A 16,570-nucleotide genomic window follows, 5' to 3' on the forward strand; every position below is an offset into this window, starting at 1 on the left:
TTCTGTAAATTCGAGTTCAGACAACTTTATATCACCCCGGCCTTTTCCAGTTCCACCTGCATTTGTTGCTGCATGCGTTGTGCTTCGGCACGGGCAGCATCGGCAAAATCCTTCCCGTTACCGGCATAGATAATAGAACGGGAAGCATTCACGATCAAACCGCAATCTTTGGTGATGCCATATCGGCATACTTCTTCCAAACTGCCGCCCTGTGCGCCAACACCCGGAACCAGTAAAAAGTTATCAGGGGCATACTTACGGATATTGGTAAACTCGGTGCTTTTGGTAGCGCCAACCACATACATGATCCTGTCGGCACCAGCCCAGGTATTGGCCTTTTGTATCACAGTTTCATACAAATACCCATCGCCTGTTTGCAGGTATTGAAAATCTTTACTGCCTACCGATGAGGTAAGCGCCAATAAAATGATCCATTTTCCCTCGTAAGCCAGGTACGGGGTCACACTATCATTACCCATATAAGGCGTAATGGTAATGGCATCAAAGCTCATACCCGATGCTTTTTCATCAAAAAAAGCCTGCGCGTATTTATCAGAGGTATTACCGATATCGCCCCGTTTAGCATCTATTATATTTAAAGTATCGGTAGGCAAATACTTCCAGGTATCGATGAGGCTTTGCAAACCCTTTAATCCATAGGCCTCATAAAAAGCGGCATTAGGTTTGTAGGAGATACAAAGATCCTTGGTGGCATCGATGATCCTTTTATTAAATTCCAGAATAGGATCGGGGTAATCTTTTAAAAATTCGGGGATCTTATTAATATCAGTATCCAGACCAACACATAGAAATGATTTTTTCTGTTTGATCTGTTCAATTAGCCGGGCGCGTGAAATCATTAATGCTTAAATATTTTGAATGTCAAAAAAACTAAAAAATTAGCTTATATGCGGTCAATTAGGAGATATTTATTTTAATTAATTTGAAATTATAAATTATTTGATTACAATTGCAGCGTTTTCCTTTGAATTTTTCTTGCACTAAAGAAACAATTTAAAACCCCACGTTATTTATTACAATAATATTTACCTGGATTTGGATGTTTACTTATACAAAGTTTCAAGATCAATTTCTTTTAATAATTCTTCATGCTTAACCACCAAACGCGCATGAGGCCTTATTACCGTCAAGAAAACAAATTACAACATTAAAAATCCCATTGAACTATAATTCATATCATGTCTGATAAAATAGAATTGAACGACAAACTCGTTTCTGAGTTGCGCGAAATTGCAAAAAATTTAGGTATTGCCGAGGCCGACGAGCTCAGAAAGCCACAGTTAATATCCCGCATTATTGAACAACAACAGCTTATTGAGGCTGCCCGAGCCCAACAAAATATTGTTGAGTCAAACTATACTCCTACTAACGCCCCTGCGGCCGAAACTGGAGACAAAACACGCAAAAGAACCCGTGTATTAAAACCCAAAACACAACCACGTGTTGAAGTACCTTTAGATGATACCAACCTGTTTGATGTACAGGATGAAGAACCAACTGAAGAAACGGAGAACGAAGTACCTGCTATAGCCGTTGCTGATGATGCATCCCCGGTTCAACAAGGTGAAGCCCCTGCCAGAAGCGATGAGCCTGCTACCGAAGGCCGCCCGCAAAAATTTGACAGACGCGCCAATGGTAATGGCAATCAACCTCAGCAAAAAGCCCAGGAACCTGCTATTAACCTTGATTTTGATAACGTAATAGTAAATGAAGGCGTATTGGAAATTATGCCCGATGGCTATGGCTTTTTACGCTCCTCAGATTATAACTACCTTACCTCGCCCGATGATATTTATGTATCGCAATCACAGATAAAACTATTTGGCCTTAAAACCGGTGACACCGTTCGTGGTAGCATCCGTCCGCCAAAAGAAGGCGAAAAATATTTCCCGCTGGTACGTGTGGAAGCCATTAATGGCCGTATCCCGGCCGAAGTGCGTGACCGTGTACCTTTTGATCACTTAACACCACTTTTCCCATCAGAAAAACTGAGCCTATTTACAGATGCCGGCAACTATTCAACCCGTATCATGGATCTTTTTTCGCCAATTGGTAAAGGTCAGCGTGGTTTAATTGTGGCCCAGCCAAAAACAGGTAAAACCATGTTGTTAAAAGATGTGGCCAATGCTATAGCTAAAAATCACCCCGAAGTTTACCTGATCATATTGCTGATTGATGAGCGCCCGGAAGAGGTGACCGATATGGCCCGCAGCGTACGCGCCGAAGTGGTTTCATCAACTTTTGATGAACCAGCAGAGCGTCACGTAAAAATTGCCAACATCGTATTAGAAAAAGCAAAACGTATGGTTGAGTGCGGTCATGATGTAGTGATCCTACTGGATTCTATCACCCGTTTGGCACGTGCTTATAACACCGTTGCACCGGCATCCGGTAAAATATTATCAGGTGGTGTTGACGCTAACGCGCTGCACAAGCCAAAACGCTTTTTTGGTGCAGCCCGTAACATTGAAGATGGCGGTTCATTAACCATTATTGCTACAGCCCTTACCGAAACCGGATCAAAAATGGATGAGGTTATCTTTGAAGAGTTTAAAGGTACAGGTAACATGGAGTTACAGTTGGACCGTAAACTTTCAAACAAACGTATATTCCCTGCTATTGATATTACCGCTTCAAGTACACGCCGTGATGATTTACTGCTTGATCGCGACACCTTACAACGCATCTGGATATTACGTAACCACCTTGCCGATATGAATTCGCAGGAATCAATGGAGTTTTTACAGGCTCAGATAAAAGGCACAAAAACCAACGAAGAGTTTTTGATTTCGATGAATTCGTAATATTTTAGTATTTCTGAAGTTATAGGTAGATGAGATTTTAGAATCAAGATACAAGAACCAAGAGACAAGCCCATTTAGATTGTCCTGACTCTTGATTCTTGCCTCTTGATTCTTTTCAAATAAAATTTTTATCAGTAACTTCATAAATACTTAATAAAATCCTGATAACTTCATGGCCTGATAATGAAGAAGCGCGTTAAGAAACATCTCCCCAATGCCATTACCTGTGCCAACCTGTTTAGCGGCTGTATAGGAATAGTATTTGCTTTTCAGGGCAACCTCATCATAGCTGCTTACGCTATCTTTCTTTCTTCTATATTCGACTTTTTTGACGGACTGGCCTCAAGAGTGCTAAACTCCTATTCATTTATAGGTAAAGATCTGGATTCACTTGCGGATATGGTAAGCTTTGGTTTTTTACCATCGGCCATATTATATGAGTTATATTTAAAAGCTCCACAAATTGACCATATAAGTCCTTATTTGTGCTATGTAGCATTTTTAATAACGGTATTCTCGGCCTTACGCCTGGCCAAATTCAATAATGATACCCGCCAGTCTGATAGTTTTATTGGCCTGCCAACACCAGCCAACGCTATATTTATTGCTTCGCTTCCATTAATTATGCAGCAATATCACGGTTTGGATATTTATATACTAAACCCTTACGTACTTACTGTTTTAGTAGCGGTAATGTGTGTGTTGCTGGTATCCGAAATACCGCTAATGTCCCTTAAATTCAAGAACCGCGATTTTAATAAAAACATTTTCCGCTATTTACTGCTCTTGTTTTCGGCAATACTGATTCTATTTTTTAAATTTGTGGCAGTTCCGGTGGTGATATTTATATACATCACTTTATCTTTAATTCAATTTAAATTCACAAATGACAAAGTTCCAGGCTGAAATAGACGTAATGCCCAAAAAAGAAATACTTGATCCTCAAGGAAAAGCAGTAACCGGAAGCATGAAAAACCTTGGTTTAGCCGAAATACAAAACGTACGTATCGGCAAACACATTACCCTCGAAATTGAAGCCGACAGCGCCGAAACCGCTCATGCCAAAGTAGATCAGGCCTGCAAAAACCTGTTAGCTAACCTCATTATGGAAAGCTATACTTTCAAAATACAACAAGTAGCTTAAGCTAAAGGCATATTAAAGCGAAAAATGTAAAATTAACTTACTTACAGAGTTTATAAAAAATTAAGGCAATCAATTTGATTGCCTTAATTTTTTATACTGTGTTTTGCGTTTTTGGCTTTGAGCCTTAAGCTTTCTGCTTACAGCTCCCCCTCTTTCTCTTCTTTTATCTTTTTAAGGGTAACTAAATTGGTGTTAACCAGCATTTTCACCTGGTTAAATTTTCCCACAACCTCGTTCAGATTAGGTGCCGCTTCCTTACAAGCTATTTCAATCTCCTGTAAAATTTCCTGACTTATGGGCATACCAAAAAAACCCAGGTTTGGCTTTAACTTATGTGCGGCCTGGCCGGCGGTGGCCCAATCTTGAACAGCCAGGGAATTTTCAATCTCACTGAGTAATTCCGGGGTTTGTTGCAGAAACATACCTATCGACTCCACAATAAACTCCGTACTGCCATCGGCAATTTCATACAAAAATGAAAGATCAAGATCCTGGTCTGGTGAAATATTTAGCATATTTATTAAGAGTTGATTGAGTGTGTGGTTGATTAAATCGACTAGGTTAATTACAACCACTCAATCAACTTAATCAACCACTCACTACTTACTAATTTATACTTTTTTTACAATCAAGTCGTCTATCAATTCACTTTTTAGCTGTAAAATATTCTTATGCAGTATCGGGTGAATAAAAGCAGCAGCAATTTCGGCCAAAGGCTCCAGGGTAAACCGCCGTTTATGGAGTTCGGGGTGAGGTACTTTCAAGTCTGGTTCCTGGATAACCTCATCGCCGTAAAACAAAATATCAATATCAATAGTACGCGAACCCCATTTCTCCTTACGTTCGCGCCCTAACAAAATTTCTATGGCCAGTATTTTCTCCAATAATACCCTTGCAGGCAGCGAAGTACGGAGCTGTACTACCTGGTTCAGATAATCAGGCGCATCGGTTTTACCCCATGATTGGGTTTCAAATACCGACGATAGCTTTACAACAGGGGCAATTTTTGCTTCGATATGGTCAATTGCCTGTTTCAGAAACAGTTTCCTGTTGCCAAGGTTACTGCCTAAAAGCAAAAAAATATCATTCATGTTGTAACAAATATTATAGAAACGGCTCTTACCATTATCGATATTGAATTACTAAGTTTGCATAGATAAAAAGATTTATAACATTAATGAAACAATTCTTCAAATTCGTTCTGGCTACCATTGTTGGTGTAGTTTTAATCACCGTTGTTTTGGTTTTAGTTGTGATAGGGATAATTTCGGCCAGTGGCGATAAAACAATTGAAGTTGAGCCCAATTCGGTACTGCATATGGCCTTTACAAACCCCATAACCGAGCGTACTCCCAATAACCCTTTGGCCGGTCTAAGTTTTTTAGGGTTTGATAAAGACAAGGCAACCGGGTTAAATGATATCCTGGCCAATATCAAAAAGGCTAAAACCGACCCCAACATTAAAGGTATTTTCCTGGACGAAAGCTACATGGTATCTGGCCAGGCTACTACCGAAGAGATCCGGAACGCATTGATCGACTTTAAAAAATCGGGCAAATTCATCATAGCTTACTCCGAAGTATACACACAAGGCTTTTATTACCTGGCATCAGTTGCCGATAAGGTTTATATGAACCCTAAAGGCATCTTTGAACTTAAGGGTTTTAATTCTGAGGTTACTTTTTTAAAGGGAGCGCTTGATAAGCTCGGCGTTGAAATACAGATCATTAAAGTAGGCACCTTCAAAAGCGCTGTTGAGCCCTTATTCCTTACTAAAATGAGCGATGCCAACCGCCTGCAGGTTACCTCCTACCTCGGCTCGCTGTACGATCATTTTTTAACCGGCATCAGCAAAAGCAGGGGTATTAATAAAGATTCTTTATTTAACTATGCCAATAATGCCCGGGTACAATTACCGGAAGATGCTGTTAAATTAAAGCTGATAGACGGTTTAAAATACAAAGATGAAATACTGGACGACCTGAAAGAACGCACCGGCATCGAGAAAAAAAGCGATCTGAACAGTGTGGAACTGGCCGACTATACCAAAAGCAATGCTGATGATAATAAAGACGAGGCCGCATCATCCAAAAACCGCATAGCTGTTGTTTATGCATCGGGCGAAATTTCTGGCGGTGAAGGTGATGACAACACCATCGGCTCCGAAAGAATATCAAAAGCCCTGCGCAAAGTAAGGCTTGACAATAAAGTAAAAGCGGTTGTGCTTCGTGTAAACTCTCCAGGAGGTAGTTCCCTGGCCTCAGATGTGATCTGGCGCGAGGTTATGCTCACCAAAAAAGTAAAACCAATCATCGTTTCCATGGGCGATTTAGCGGCATCGGGCGGTTATTATATTTCATGCGCAGCCGATTCGATCATCGCGCAGCCCAATACCATTACCGGATCAATAGGCATTTTCGCTATTTTACCCAATATGCAAAAGCTTTTTAACAATAAGCTGGGCGTTACTTTTGATGGTGTAAAAACCGGCAAGTATGCTGACCTAGGTGATATAAGCCGCCCCTTAACCCCCGAAGAAAAACTACTGCTTCAAAACAACGTAAACCGGGGTTATGATGATTTTACCAAAGCCGTCGCCGATGGTCGCCACAAAACACAGGCATATATTAACAGCATAGGTCAGGGTCGGGTTTGGACAGGCGAACAGGCATTAAAAAATGGACTGGTTGATCGCCTGGGCAATATCAACGATGCCATAACATCTGCCGCTAAAAAAGCCAATATTAAAAACTACAAGCTGGTAGCCTATCCTGAGCAAAAAAGCTTCCTTAACCAGCTAAGCGGCGATGTAACCGCCGAGGCACGCACCCGTATATTACAATCGGAACTGGGTGATAATTATAAAGTTTACGAACAAATTAAAGGTGTTACCCAAATGATGCGCACCCCGCAGGCACGTATGCCTTACAGTATAGAAATAAAATAAGTTTTCCAGTTTATATTTTGATTAAAGCTGCTTGTATGGGCAGCTTTTTTTATTTTTAGGGAAAAGAATAAAGCAATGAAATTTCTTGGTAGTTTATTCAATATCCTCCCAGTGTAAATACCAATAAACTAATGAACCAGTGAGCCAATGAACTAATTTTCCGATGGCTTTTTTGTATTTTTACCGACCTCAATATTATTATGGAAAACAAACCCATAGCCCGTACGCTTCGTTTACTATCACAACTCATGGAACTGCATGAGGGTAATCCATTCAAAATAAAATCGGTGGCCAATGCCGCCTTTAAAGTTGATAAGCTGCCCTTCCCTATTGCCGGTAAAACACTGGAACAACTGGAAAAAGTAGATGGTATTGGCAAAAGCATTGCATCCAAGATCATCGAACTGTTTGAAACAGGCACCATTGCCGAAATGCAGGAATTACTGGATAATACCCCGGTAGGTGTGGTTGAAATGATGGGAATTAAAGGTATAGGACCTAAAAAGGTAGCTATTATTTGGAAAGATCTGGGGATTGAAAATACCGGTGAACTCTTTTATGCCTGTAACGAGAACCGCCTGATAGAGGCCAAAGGCTTTGGTCTTAAAACCCAGGAAGAGATACGCAAAGCGATCGAATTCAGGATGGCCAGCAACGGCAAGTTCCTGTTTGCCCAGGTGGAAAAGGAAGCCAATGAGTTAATGGATGAAATAAAAGCTATTTTTCCAGACGCGCTGAAACATTTCGCCGGTGAATTTCGCCGGTTAAATGAGATCATCACCGAAATTGTGATCGTTGTGGGTAGTATAAATCAGGAGGTTGCTTATAACGCCCTGCTTGATTCGAAGATCCTGAACAATGTTTCAATGAATGAGAACCATATCTCGGGCGAGCTGCAAAACGGTTTATTGGTTGATATTATTTGTGTTGATAAGGCCGATTATTTCAAAGAGTTATTCCTCAATACAGGTACAGATGATCATATTCAGGCGGTATTGGAGCGAATTAACGTACCCCTGGGACAACCTGAAACGGAAGAACTCATTTACACCAAAGCCGGTTTAGCCTGGATACAACCTGAGCTGCGTGAGGGCACTACCTTTATTGAAAAGGCTGAAAAAAATGAATTGCCTACGTTGATTATTACACACGATCTGAAAGGCAGTCTGCATAACCACAGTACCTGGAGCGATGGCGTAAATACAGTTGAAGAAATGGCGCTTTATTGCCGTGATAACTTAAAACTGGAATACCTGGGCATGTGCGATCATAGCAAAAGCGCGTTTTACGCCAAAGGCTTAAGCATTGAACGGGTTTTGCAACAGCATGAGGAGATTGATCATCTGAACAAAAAACTTGAAGGCTTTCACATATTTAAAGGTATCGAATCGGATATTTTATATGATGGTTCACTTGACTATCCGGACGAGATCCTTCAAAAGTTTGATTTTATAGTAGCATCCGTTCACTCCATACTTAAAATGGATGAGGAAAAAGCCACTTCAAGATTGATAACAGCCATTGAAAACCCGTATACTACCATATTGGGCCACCCTACCGGCAGGTTATTATTAAGTAGAGGCGGATATCCAATCAATTATAAAAAAGTGATCGATGCCTGCGCGGCAAACCATGTGGTGATCGAAATTAATGCCAACCCGTTAAGGCTCGATCTCGACTGGCGCTGGCACCAATATGCTTTGGAAAAAGGTGTTTGGCTGTCCATTAACCCCGATGCTCACCGCGTAGAAGGTTTCCTGGATATGCGCTTCGGTGTTTTAGCCGCACGTAAAGGCGGTTTATTTAAAGAGATGTGCCTTAACGCCTTATCATTATCCGAGATCACCGAAGTATTTGAGAAAAAGTCAAAATTCAAAAGTTAAAATTCAAAAACTCATCATTGACCACGCACCATTCACTAATTCAAAATTAAATGAAGATACTGGTGATCCGCTTTAGTTCTATGGGAGATATTATTTATACCACTCCTGTTGTTCGCTGCCTCAAGAAGCAGATACCTGGAGCCGAGATCCATTTTTTAACTAAATCAGCGTTCCGGTATATTTACGATAGCAACCCTTATGTAGATAAACTTCTGCTGCTAAAGCCCACATTATCAGCAACAATTGATGAAATAAAAAGCGAACGTTACGACTATATCATAGACTTACACAATAATTTGCGTACTGCCATTATCAAATTGCGTACAGGTATCCGCTCGTCAACATACAAAAAACAGCCAATCAAAAAATGGCTCAGTCTTAAATTTAAATTAAAGCTGATCCCTCCCACTCACCTGGTCGACCGTTACCTTAAAGCAGTTAAATTTTTAGGCGTGGTTAATGACGGACAGCCTATAGATTATTATATCAAAGCTAATCATCAACTAAATAACTTATTACCCCCATCGCACCAGGCTGGATATGTGGCATTTGTAATTGGAGCCACACATTTTACCAAGCGGATGCCTAACGATAAGATCATCAGTATTTGCCGGCAACTGAACCAACCGGTGGTATTGTTAGGAGGTAATGATGTAAAGGCTAATGGAGACATTATTGTCCACGCGGTTGGTTCTAACGCTTATAATGCTTGCGGTATCACCACACTTGATGAGTCTGTTTTCCTGGTATCTGAGGCTAAAAGCATCATTGGGTTTGATACCGGACTTACCCATATTGCAGAGGCTTTTAACAAACCCATCGTATCTGTTTGGGGAGGCACGGTACCCGATCTTTTAGGTGTCCAACCCTATATGGTTAAAGATGTACTGGTTGCGGGTATTGAATTATCATGTCGTCCATGCTCCAAATTCGGTCTGGAAAAATGCCCATTAGGCCACTTCAAATGTATGAATGATATACCCGAAGATGGAATTGTTCAATTCGCGAACAGATAAAAATATCATCTAATAATCAGGAACTTACATAAAAAACAGATCGATAGAATGTTTTCTTGGGTGATTGATTAATTTATTTACTTTTGTGGTTAATTATTAATCTTATCACTTTATATGAAAAAACTCCTACTTTCCCTGCTTTTAGCGGGCGCATCACTTGTAACCTTTGCCCAGTTACCAACAATCGGAATTAAAGGCGGCGTTAACTTTGCCACTTTAAATGCATCAATTGGCGGTCTTAGTGCTAACTCTAACTCTTTAACCACTTTTAACGCGGGCGTTTTTGTTGATTTTAAGTTTGGTAATGTTTCCTTACAACCTGCTCTTAACCTTAGCGGCCGGGGCGGAAAATTTAACGGAGCCTCTTTTACCGATAACAGCGATCCAAATGTTGATGTTGAGATTGAACAAGGTACAGGAAAAGTCAACCTGCTTTATTTACAATTACCTGTAAATATTGTGTATCATGTGCCGGTGGTTGTTGGTGATATCTATTTTGGAGCCGGACCTTACGCTGCAAGAGGAATTTCGGGCAAAATAAAAGTAACCGATCCTCAAAGCGGACAAACTGCAAGCGAAGATGTTAAATTTGGTGGCAATGACGACAACAGTATTAAATCTATGGAGTATGGTGCCAACGCTATCGCAGGAATTAAACTGAAAGGCGGCTTGCTTTTTAATGTAAATTATGACCTGGGTTTAACTAACATAAACCCAACCGCCGACAGTGGCAAATTAAAAACCCGCGTATTTGGTGTTTCTATAGGTTACGCATTTTAATCCAATCTATTAAAACAAACAAAAAAAGAGGGTTAATTTGAACCCTCTTTTTTTGTTTATTATATAAAAAACTTATTAAGTTTAGCTGTTATATTATATAAATAAACCTATACTGAAAGCATGAAAAAGCTAATTTTAATTCGCCATGCCAAGGCAACTCACGAAAGTGGTTATGCCGATTTTGACCGCCCTCTAAAACAATCCGGAATGCAGGATGCGTTAACGATGGCAGACGTTTTAAAAGATCGGGCTATTGTTCCTGAAATAATGGTGACCAGTCCGGCTTTACGTACTTTAACCACGGCGCAGATATTTACAGAGCACTTACAACTGCCCCCATCGCAAACCGATATAAAAATATACGATGCAAGTGAACGGACGCTTGTAAACGTAGTCAATAATCTGCCCAATGAGTATGGGTATATTGGCCTGGTAGGTCATAATCCAGGTATAAGTCAATTATTACATTATTTAACCGGTCAATTGCGTGATGTACCGACCTGCGCTATCGCACTGATTAGTTTTGATAATGACGACTGGCGTTCCATCAGCAATGAAGACGGACATCTGTCTTTCTATGATTCGCCGAAGGGATAGTTTAGGGTAAAAAGCTAACTTACTTTATAGGTTTTCCCGGGTAGTGATTGAATATAGCCCTGCATTTCCATATTAAGTAAATTCATCGCCAGCATACTCATGGGCATATTGGCTTTTATAGTCAAATCATCAATAGCTAAAGGCGATTGATGCTGCTGTAAAATGTCAAATATCAACCGTTCGTCCTTCGAGAGATCAATAGGTAAAACAAACTGATCAGTTGGTTTAGCTTTATCTGCTTTTTCCCAGCCCAGGCTAAAGGCCAAATCAGCCACACAGGTTAGTAAAGCCGCTTTATGGTTACGTATCAGGAAATTACACCCTTCAGAATATTTATCATCCAGGCGGCCGGGAAACGCGAATACATCACGGTTGTAGGAGTTAGCTATTTCGGCAGTTATGAGTGCCCCGCCTTTTATACCAGCTTCTATTACCACCGTAGCATCAGCGATACCAGCTACGATGCGGTTCCGCTGCGGAAAATTCTCTCGGTCGGGTATAGTCCCTGATGGATATTCGCTTAACAAACCACCATTCTCCAGCATTTTATCGGCTGTAGCCCGGTTTTGGCTGGGGTAAAGCCTGTCGAGGCCATGTCCTAATACACCAATTGTAGGTATATTGTTTTTCAGGCATTCTTTGTGAGCGGCAACATCAATACCTAAAGCTAAGCCACTTACTATTAATACATTGTACTGTTGTAATTCTTCAATAAGCTGTTTACATAACAAGCGGCCATAATCGGTAGCGTTTCGGGTACCCACAATACTGATCACGTGTTGGGGGTTCAGATCCATATTGCCTTTTGCATACAGCAATATGGGTGAGTCGGCGCAGTTTTTTAGCCGTTTTGGATATCTGCTGTCTGTGTAAAAGATAGGCTGTATATCATGTTTTTCAATATATAACAACTCTTGTTCTGCTTTTTTAAGGGCATCATCAAAGTTCCATTGGGCCACTTTTTTATCACCAATGCCAGGAATCCTGGTCATTTTTGCTGCGGGCGATCTAAATACCTCTTCTTCATTGCCTAAATAAGCGATCAATGATTTAGCCGATACAGGACCTAAATTTTTTACAAATGATAATGCTACTCTGTGTAGTAATGACATAATTAATAATGTTCAATTCCAAATCTCAATGTGCAGGATGGTATTTGAAATCCGCAATTCTATTCACATCTAAAGTATAAAAAAATCCTAAAAATATTAGCATAAATAAAAAACTATAAAAATAGTTTGCAAACTATAAAAATAGTTAATACCTTTATTCAACCTAACTATAAAAATAGTTTACTATGAACTTAAAAGAATTAACCAAGGCTGAAGAGCAGGTGATGCAAATACTTTGGCAACTTAAAGAGGCTATTGTGAAGGATATCATTGAGCAGATGCCCGATCCAAAACCTGCGTATAACACGGTATCAACTGTGGTGAGGGTGTTGGAGGGTAAGGGCTTTATTGACCATAAAGCATATGGTAACTCGCATGTTTATTACCCTCTTGTTACTGATGACCAGTACAAAAAATTTACGTTTGATAAGATGATGAAAAACTATTTCAGCAACTCCTATCAAAGCCTGGTGTCATTTATTGTTGACGAAAAAAAGCTGGGTGTAAAAGAGCTTGACGAATTAACCTCATTGATTGATCAACTTAAAAATCAAAAATCATGAACTGGCTGCATTACCTGCTTGAGGCAAACATTTATCTCGCTGTATTTTACACCGGCTATTGTTTGCTCCTAAATAAAGAAACCCATTATACATTAAACAGGGCTTACCTTTTACTAAGCTGTCTCTTATCTTTTTTGCTCCCACTGGTACAGGTGGGTATATTAAAACCAACCGTGCACAACACCATAAACGTAAGATATCTTACATCGGCCACAAACCAAGAGACTAATATACTGGATATACTTTTTTATACTTACTTGTTAGGGGTCATGATATTGCTTATCCTATTGTTATTGAAGTTGTTTAAACTGGTGAAAATCACACAAACTGCAAACAAAACAGCCGACAACAGATACAAAATTGTACTGCTCGAAAACTCCAATACAGCATTCTCTTTCTTTAACTACCTATTTATCGGGTCAAAAACAGAGGGTATCAATACCATTATCCGGCACGAAATGGTACATATTCGCCAAAAACATACATTAGATGTGTTATTCCTTGAATTTATTAAAATCATTAACTGGTTCAATCCGCTTGTTTACCTGCTGCAAAACAGCCTTAAAACCGTACATGAATACATCGCCGATGAGCAAACCGCCGCCTTTGAAAACGACACCCTCACTTATTCTTCGTTTTTAGTAAACAATGCGTACGGACTTAGCGGCTCATCAATTGCACCTTCATTTTTCAATTATAATTTATTAAAAAAGAGGATAATTATGTTAAATCAAAAACGCTCAGGGAATTTAGCCAGGCTAAAATACCTTGTAGCTGTACCCATTTGTGCTGCGGCCCTTTGTGCCTCCACGCTGGGTTTCAGCAAAACTTATGCACTGGTTGATCTGGTACCGCAACAAGCAGACACCGTTATTAAGGTAAAACCGTTGAAAGTACCGCCACCACCACCTGCCCCTCCTGGAAAAAAAGCCCAGGTAACCGTTGTGAAATTCGCACCGCCAAAGAAACAGGTAACAAAACGTCCGCCACCTCCACCGCCTGTACCACCGGTAAAAGATCCTAAAGCAGCTATTATAAAATTTGCGCCACCAAAAACTGTAAAAGATCCACCATCTCCAGCTGCTCCGTCAAAAGCGATGAAGGAGATTCAAATAGATGAGCCAGTTTCACAAGCTCCTGCAAAAATAGCTATAAATGTTAAGGATAGACCAGCAAAGCAGGTTAAACCTGAGATGACAATTAGGGTAAAATCCGACACATTGAAACATAATAAATAGCTTTTCAATCTATCGGACAGTAAAAAGGTTACTTTTAAACAAACTGCTGAACGGCTAAAACCGCTTCGGCATTTTTCCATGTAAAGGCAGCATCAGCCTATCCCTTCACGTAGATCACCTGCTTGGTGTTAAAAAACTCTTCTGTAAAATAGTCTTTAAGATGATATTGTTGCACTTTGAGGCCAGATTCCTTGATCTCCTGCTCCAGATCGCCACCTTTAAGGTATAGGATCCCATTAGATAAGGTATTTTTTGAATCTTTATTGAACTTACCACGCACCCATGGATAAAAATCTTTGAGTTGCGTAACCGCCCGCGATACTACAAAATCAAACTTTTCATCCAATTGTTCGGCCCGCAAGTGTGAGGCTTTTACATTGGTTAAGCCCAGTGCCTTAGCCACTTCCTGTACTACTTTTATTTTTTTACCGATAGAATCAACCAAATGGAACCGGGTATCCGGGAATAAAATGGCTAATGGTATACCCGGAAAACCGCCCCCTGTACCTACATCCAGCACGTTTTCACCTGGTAAAAAGGTCATTACCTGAGCAATCCCCAATGAATGCAGCACATGACGCTCATACAAAAGGTCGATATCTTTGCGCGATATCACATTGATCTGGCTGTTCCATAAGTTATATAACTCCGGCAGTTGTTCAATTTGAGCACGTTGTTTCGCGGTCAGATCCGGAAAATATTTGAATACGATATCAGATGTCATCCCTGTTAAAACGGTTAATGATATTACCCAGTAAATACCTGGCCCTAAACAATTGTGCTTTAACCGTACCCAGGGGCAAATCAAGCTGCTGGGCTATTTCCTCGTATGACAATTCATCAAAATAGCGCAGTGTGATCAAATTTCTATACCGGTGTGGCAGGCTTTCGATCAATAACTTAAGCTCCTGTGTTTGTTGTTTTTTGATCGATGTTTCTTCGGGATTCAAAACATCAGCTTTTATTTGTAATGGTTTTTCGTCCCCATCGTCATCGGTCATCCCGTGGATAGATTGGGTATTGAGCTTCTTTTTACGGATGAAATCTATACAATTATTGGTAGCCACCCTAAATAACCAGGTACTAAAAGCATAATCGGGTTGATATTTATCCAGTTTTTCAAAAGCTTTGGCAAAGGTTTCAACGGTAAGATCCATCGCATCCTCCTTGTTGTTAACCATTTTTAAAACCATAAAATAAATAGAATCCTTATACCTGTGCATCAAGTCGGCATAGGCCTTTTGATCGCCCTCGCGAGCTCTAACCACCAGGTAAAAATCATTCTTCGCGTTATCGGTAAAGTTGGCGTTTATTTCCATTGGGTTGTTTTTAAAAATGTCCCGATCAGCCCAAAAACATTTAAATACATATAATATATAACGTCAAAAAATGGTAAATACCATATCAGATCTTTACCATCAAGCTTTTTAAATATCTTACTGTATATAACAAGCTGTAATATCAATCTAAAGCCAAACAAACCTAATGCCAGCAGAGGCTCATATTTAAAAACCAGAGATATTATAAGCAAAATATAATACAGAAAACCGCTCATAGCATCAAAGCTGAGCATTCGTCTGTGCCGGTTTTTATACAATTTACCAACTCCCATATGGCGTTTCTTTTGCCTGTACCATGACGCTAAAGTTGTTTTCGCACTGGTATAAGTGAACGTTTCCGGGTGTATCTCTATAATCGTATTATCAATAGTAGCATGCTGGTTTACAAACAGATCATCATCGCCGGATATCACATGCATGTGCGAAGCAAAGCCTTTTTGACTAAAAAACAAAGTTTTAGTATAACCTAAATTACGACCGATACCCATGTATGGATCTCCATTAAGCGCAGCTGACAAATAATTTATAGCTGTTTTAATAGTTTCAAACCGCACAAACGGATTCAAAAAGTTACGGGTTTTATAATAAGGAGAGTAACCTAAAACAATCTGGGCCTTGGTACTAAAATTAACTGCCATGCGTGTTATCCAGTTTTCGGAGGCAGGCTTACAATCCGCATCTGTAAACAGCATATACTCATTCTTCGCGGCTTTTATTCCCAGGGTAAGGGCGAATTTTTTCCCGGTTTTAAAGCGATCATGCTCGGTAATGGTAACCACTTTTAAATGCGGATATTCCCGTTGCATATCGTTTAAAACATCATTTGATGAGTCATAAGAGCAATCATTGATCACTACTACCTCAAAATCAGAGTAGTTTTGCTTGAGTATAAAAGGCAGGTTTTCCTGCAGATTTTTGGCTTCATTGCGTGCGCTTATAATTACCGAAACAGGTATCAATACCTCTGGTAACTCCTCCGCTGGTTTATATCGTGAAAGGCGGCTATGGTTACTTATCAGGTAATACAACTGAACAATAAAACACAGCTGAAAAAGAATGAAGAGCGCGTTGTGAATATAAGTTTCCAAGCAGTTATAATATCAGGCAAATTTGTTAAAAATCGCC

17 protein-coding genes are annotated in these 16,570 nt (G+C 40.0%); 10 read left to right on the top strand and 7 right to left on the bottom strand.

Annotated features, from left to right (window positions below; genetic code table 11):
- Positions 1-26: 26 nt before the first annotated feature.
- The gene (gene pyrF / locus ACNURT_RS19260; protein ID WP_419702136.1) at positions 27-857 is read right to left on the bottom strand and encodes an orotidine-5'-phosphate decarboxylase; all 831 of its coding nucleotides are present in this window, start codon (positions 855-857) and stop codon (positions 27-29) included.
- A gap of 342 nt (positions 858-1,199) precedes the next feature.
- On the opposite strand from pyrF, the gene rho reads away from it, so the two are divergent.
- The 3 genes from rho to purS all read left to right on the top strand — a co-directional run bounded on the left by rho (position 1,200) and on the right by purS (position 3,969).
- Positions 1,200-2,825, top strand: a complete 1,626-nt coding sequence (gene rho, locus ACNURT_RS19265) for a transcription termination factor Rho (protein WP_419699109.1) — start codon at positions 1,200-1,202, stop codon at positions 2,823-2,825.
- Between the two features lie 183 nt (positions 2,826-3,008).
- Positions 3,009-3,731, top strand: coding sequence for a CDP-diacylglycerol--serine O-phosphatidyltransferase (pssA, locus tag ACNURT_RS19270; RefSeq protein ID WP_419699110.1), 723 nt, complete (start codon positions 3,009-3,011; stop codon positions 3,729-3,731).
- Complete coding sequence (purS, locus tag ACNURT_RS19275; protein ID WP_183588183.1) at positions 3,712-3,969, top strand: phosphoribosylformylglycinamidine synthase subunit PurS; 258 nt, start codon at positions 3,712-3,714, stop codon at positions 3,967-3,969. Before pssA ends, purS begins: the two co-directional genes overlap by 20 nt.
- 137 nt (positions 3,970-4,106) lie before the next feature.
- On the opposite strand, the gene ACNURT_RS19280 is transcribed toward purS, so the two are convergent.
- Both ACNURT_RS19280 and folK read right to left on the bottom strand, forming a co-directional pair.
- On the bottom strand, positions 4,107-4,484 hold the full coding sequence (locus ACNURT_RS19280; protein ID WP_419699111.1) for an Hpt domain-containing protein: 378 nt from the start codon (positions 4,482-4,484) through the stop codon (positions 4,107-4,109).
- A 96-nt stretch (positions 4,485-4,580) separates the two neighbouring features.
- A complete protein-coding gene (gene folK, locus ACNURT_RS19285; RefSeq protein ID WP_419699112.1) occupies positions 4,581-5,060 on the bottom strand; it encodes a 2-amino-4-hydroxy-6-hydroxymethyldihydropteridine diphosphokinase in 480 nt (159 codons plus the stop codon).
- An 86-nt stretch (positions 5,061-5,146) separates the two neighbouring features.
- On the opposite strand from folK, the gene sppA reads away from it, so the two are divergent.
- From sppA to ACNURT_RS19310, 5 genes are all read left to right on the top strand, one after another.
- Complete coding sequence (gene sppA, locus ACNURT_RS19290) at positions 5,147-6,916, top strand: signal peptide peptidase SppA (RefSeq protein ID WP_419699113.1); 1,770 nt, start codon at positions 5,147-5,149, stop codon at positions 6,914-6,916.
- A 200-nt stretch (positions 6,917-7,116) separates the two neighbouring features.
- Positions 7,117-8,799, top strand: a complete 1,683-nt coding sequence (locus ACNURT_RS19295; RefSeq protein ID WP_419699114.1) for a helix-hairpin-helix domain-containing protein — start codon at positions 7,117-7,119, stop codon at positions 8,797-8,799.
- Between the two features lie 50 nt (positions 8,800-8,849).
- Positions 8,850-9,815, top strand: coding sequence for a glycosyltransferase family 9 protein (locus ACNURT_RS19300; protein ID WP_419699115.1), 966 nt, complete (start codon positions 8,850-8,852; stop codon positions 9,813-9,815).
- 114 nt (positions 9,816-9,929) lie between these two features.
- Positions 9,930-10,595, top strand: coding sequence for a porin family protein (locus ACNURT_RS19305; protein WP_370995488.1), 666 nt, complete (start codon positions 9,930-9,932; stop codon positions 10,593-10,595).
- A gap of 120 nt (positions 10,596-10,715) precedes the next feature.
- The gene (locus ACNURT_RS19310; RefSeq protein ID WP_370995489.1) at positions 10,716-11,192 is read left to right on the top strand and encodes a SixA phosphatase family protein; all 477 of its coding nucleotides are present in this window, start codon (positions 10,716-10,718) and stop codon (positions 11,190-11,192) included.
- Between the two features lie 14 nt (positions 11,193-11,206).
- Here ACNURT_RS19310 and dprA read toward each other — a convergent pair whose 3' ends face one another.
- Positions 11,207-12,304 (bottom strand): DNA-processing protein DprA, encoded by a 1,098-nt coding sequence (dprA, locus tag ACNURT_RS19315; protein ID WP_419699116.1) that lies wholly within the window; start codon positions 12,302-12,304, stop codon positions 11,207-11,209.
- Between the two features lie 185 nt (positions 12,305-12,489).
- On the opposite strand from dprA, the gene ACNURT_RS19320 reads away from it, so the two are divergent.
- Entirely contained in the window at positions 12,490-12,867 is a 378-nt protein-coding gene (locus ACNURT_RS19320; RefSeq protein ID WP_419699117.1) for a BlaI/MecI/CopY family transcriptional regulator, read from the top strand.
- Positions 12,864-14,105: a M56 family metallopeptidase gene (locus ACNURT_RS19325; RefSeq protein WP_419699118.1), complete on the top strand. Its 1,242-nt coding sequence runs from the start codon at positions 12,864-12,866 to the stop codon at positions 14,103-14,105. Before ACNURT_RS19320 ends, ACNURT_RS19325 begins: the two co-directional genes overlap by 4 nt.
- A gap of 97 nt (positions 14,106-14,202) precedes the next feature.
- Here the strand turns inward: ACNURT_RS19325 and rsmG are convergent, their stop codons facing one another.
- The 3 genes from rsmG to ACNURT_RS19340 are packed head-to-tail and all read right to left on the bottom strand — an operon-like array spanning position 14,203 to position 16,533.
- Positions 14,203-14,829 (bottom strand): 16S rRNA (guanine(527)-N(7))-methyltransferase RsmG, encoded by a 627-nt coding sequence (gene rsmG, locus ACNURT_RS19330; RefSeq protein WP_419699119.1) that lies wholly within the window; start codon positions 14,827-14,829, stop codon positions 14,203-14,205.
- Positions 14,819-15,424 carry an RNA polymerase sigma factor gene (locus ACNURT_RS19335; RefSeq protein ID WP_370995494.1) on the bottom strand — a complete coding sequence of 202 codons (606 nt, stop codon included), beginning with the start codon at positions 15,422-15,424 and terminating at the stop codon, positions 14,819-14,821. Before ACNURT_RS19335 ends, rsmG begins: the two co-directional genes overlap by 11 nt.
- Complete coding sequence (locus ACNURT_RS19340) at positions 15,415-16,533, bottom strand: glycosyltransferase (RefSeq protein WP_419699120.1); 1,119 nt, start codon at positions 16,531-16,533, stop codon at positions 15,415-15,417. Before ACNURT_RS19340 ends, ACNURT_RS19335 begins: the two co-directional genes overlap by 10 nt.
- Positions 16,534-16,570: the final 37 nt, after the last annotated feature.

Source organism: Mucilaginibacter sp. NFX135, assembly GCF_048565145.1.
Classification (GTDB): Bacteria; Bacteroidota; Bacteroidia; order Sphingobacteriales; family Sphingobacteriaceae; genus Mucilaginibacter.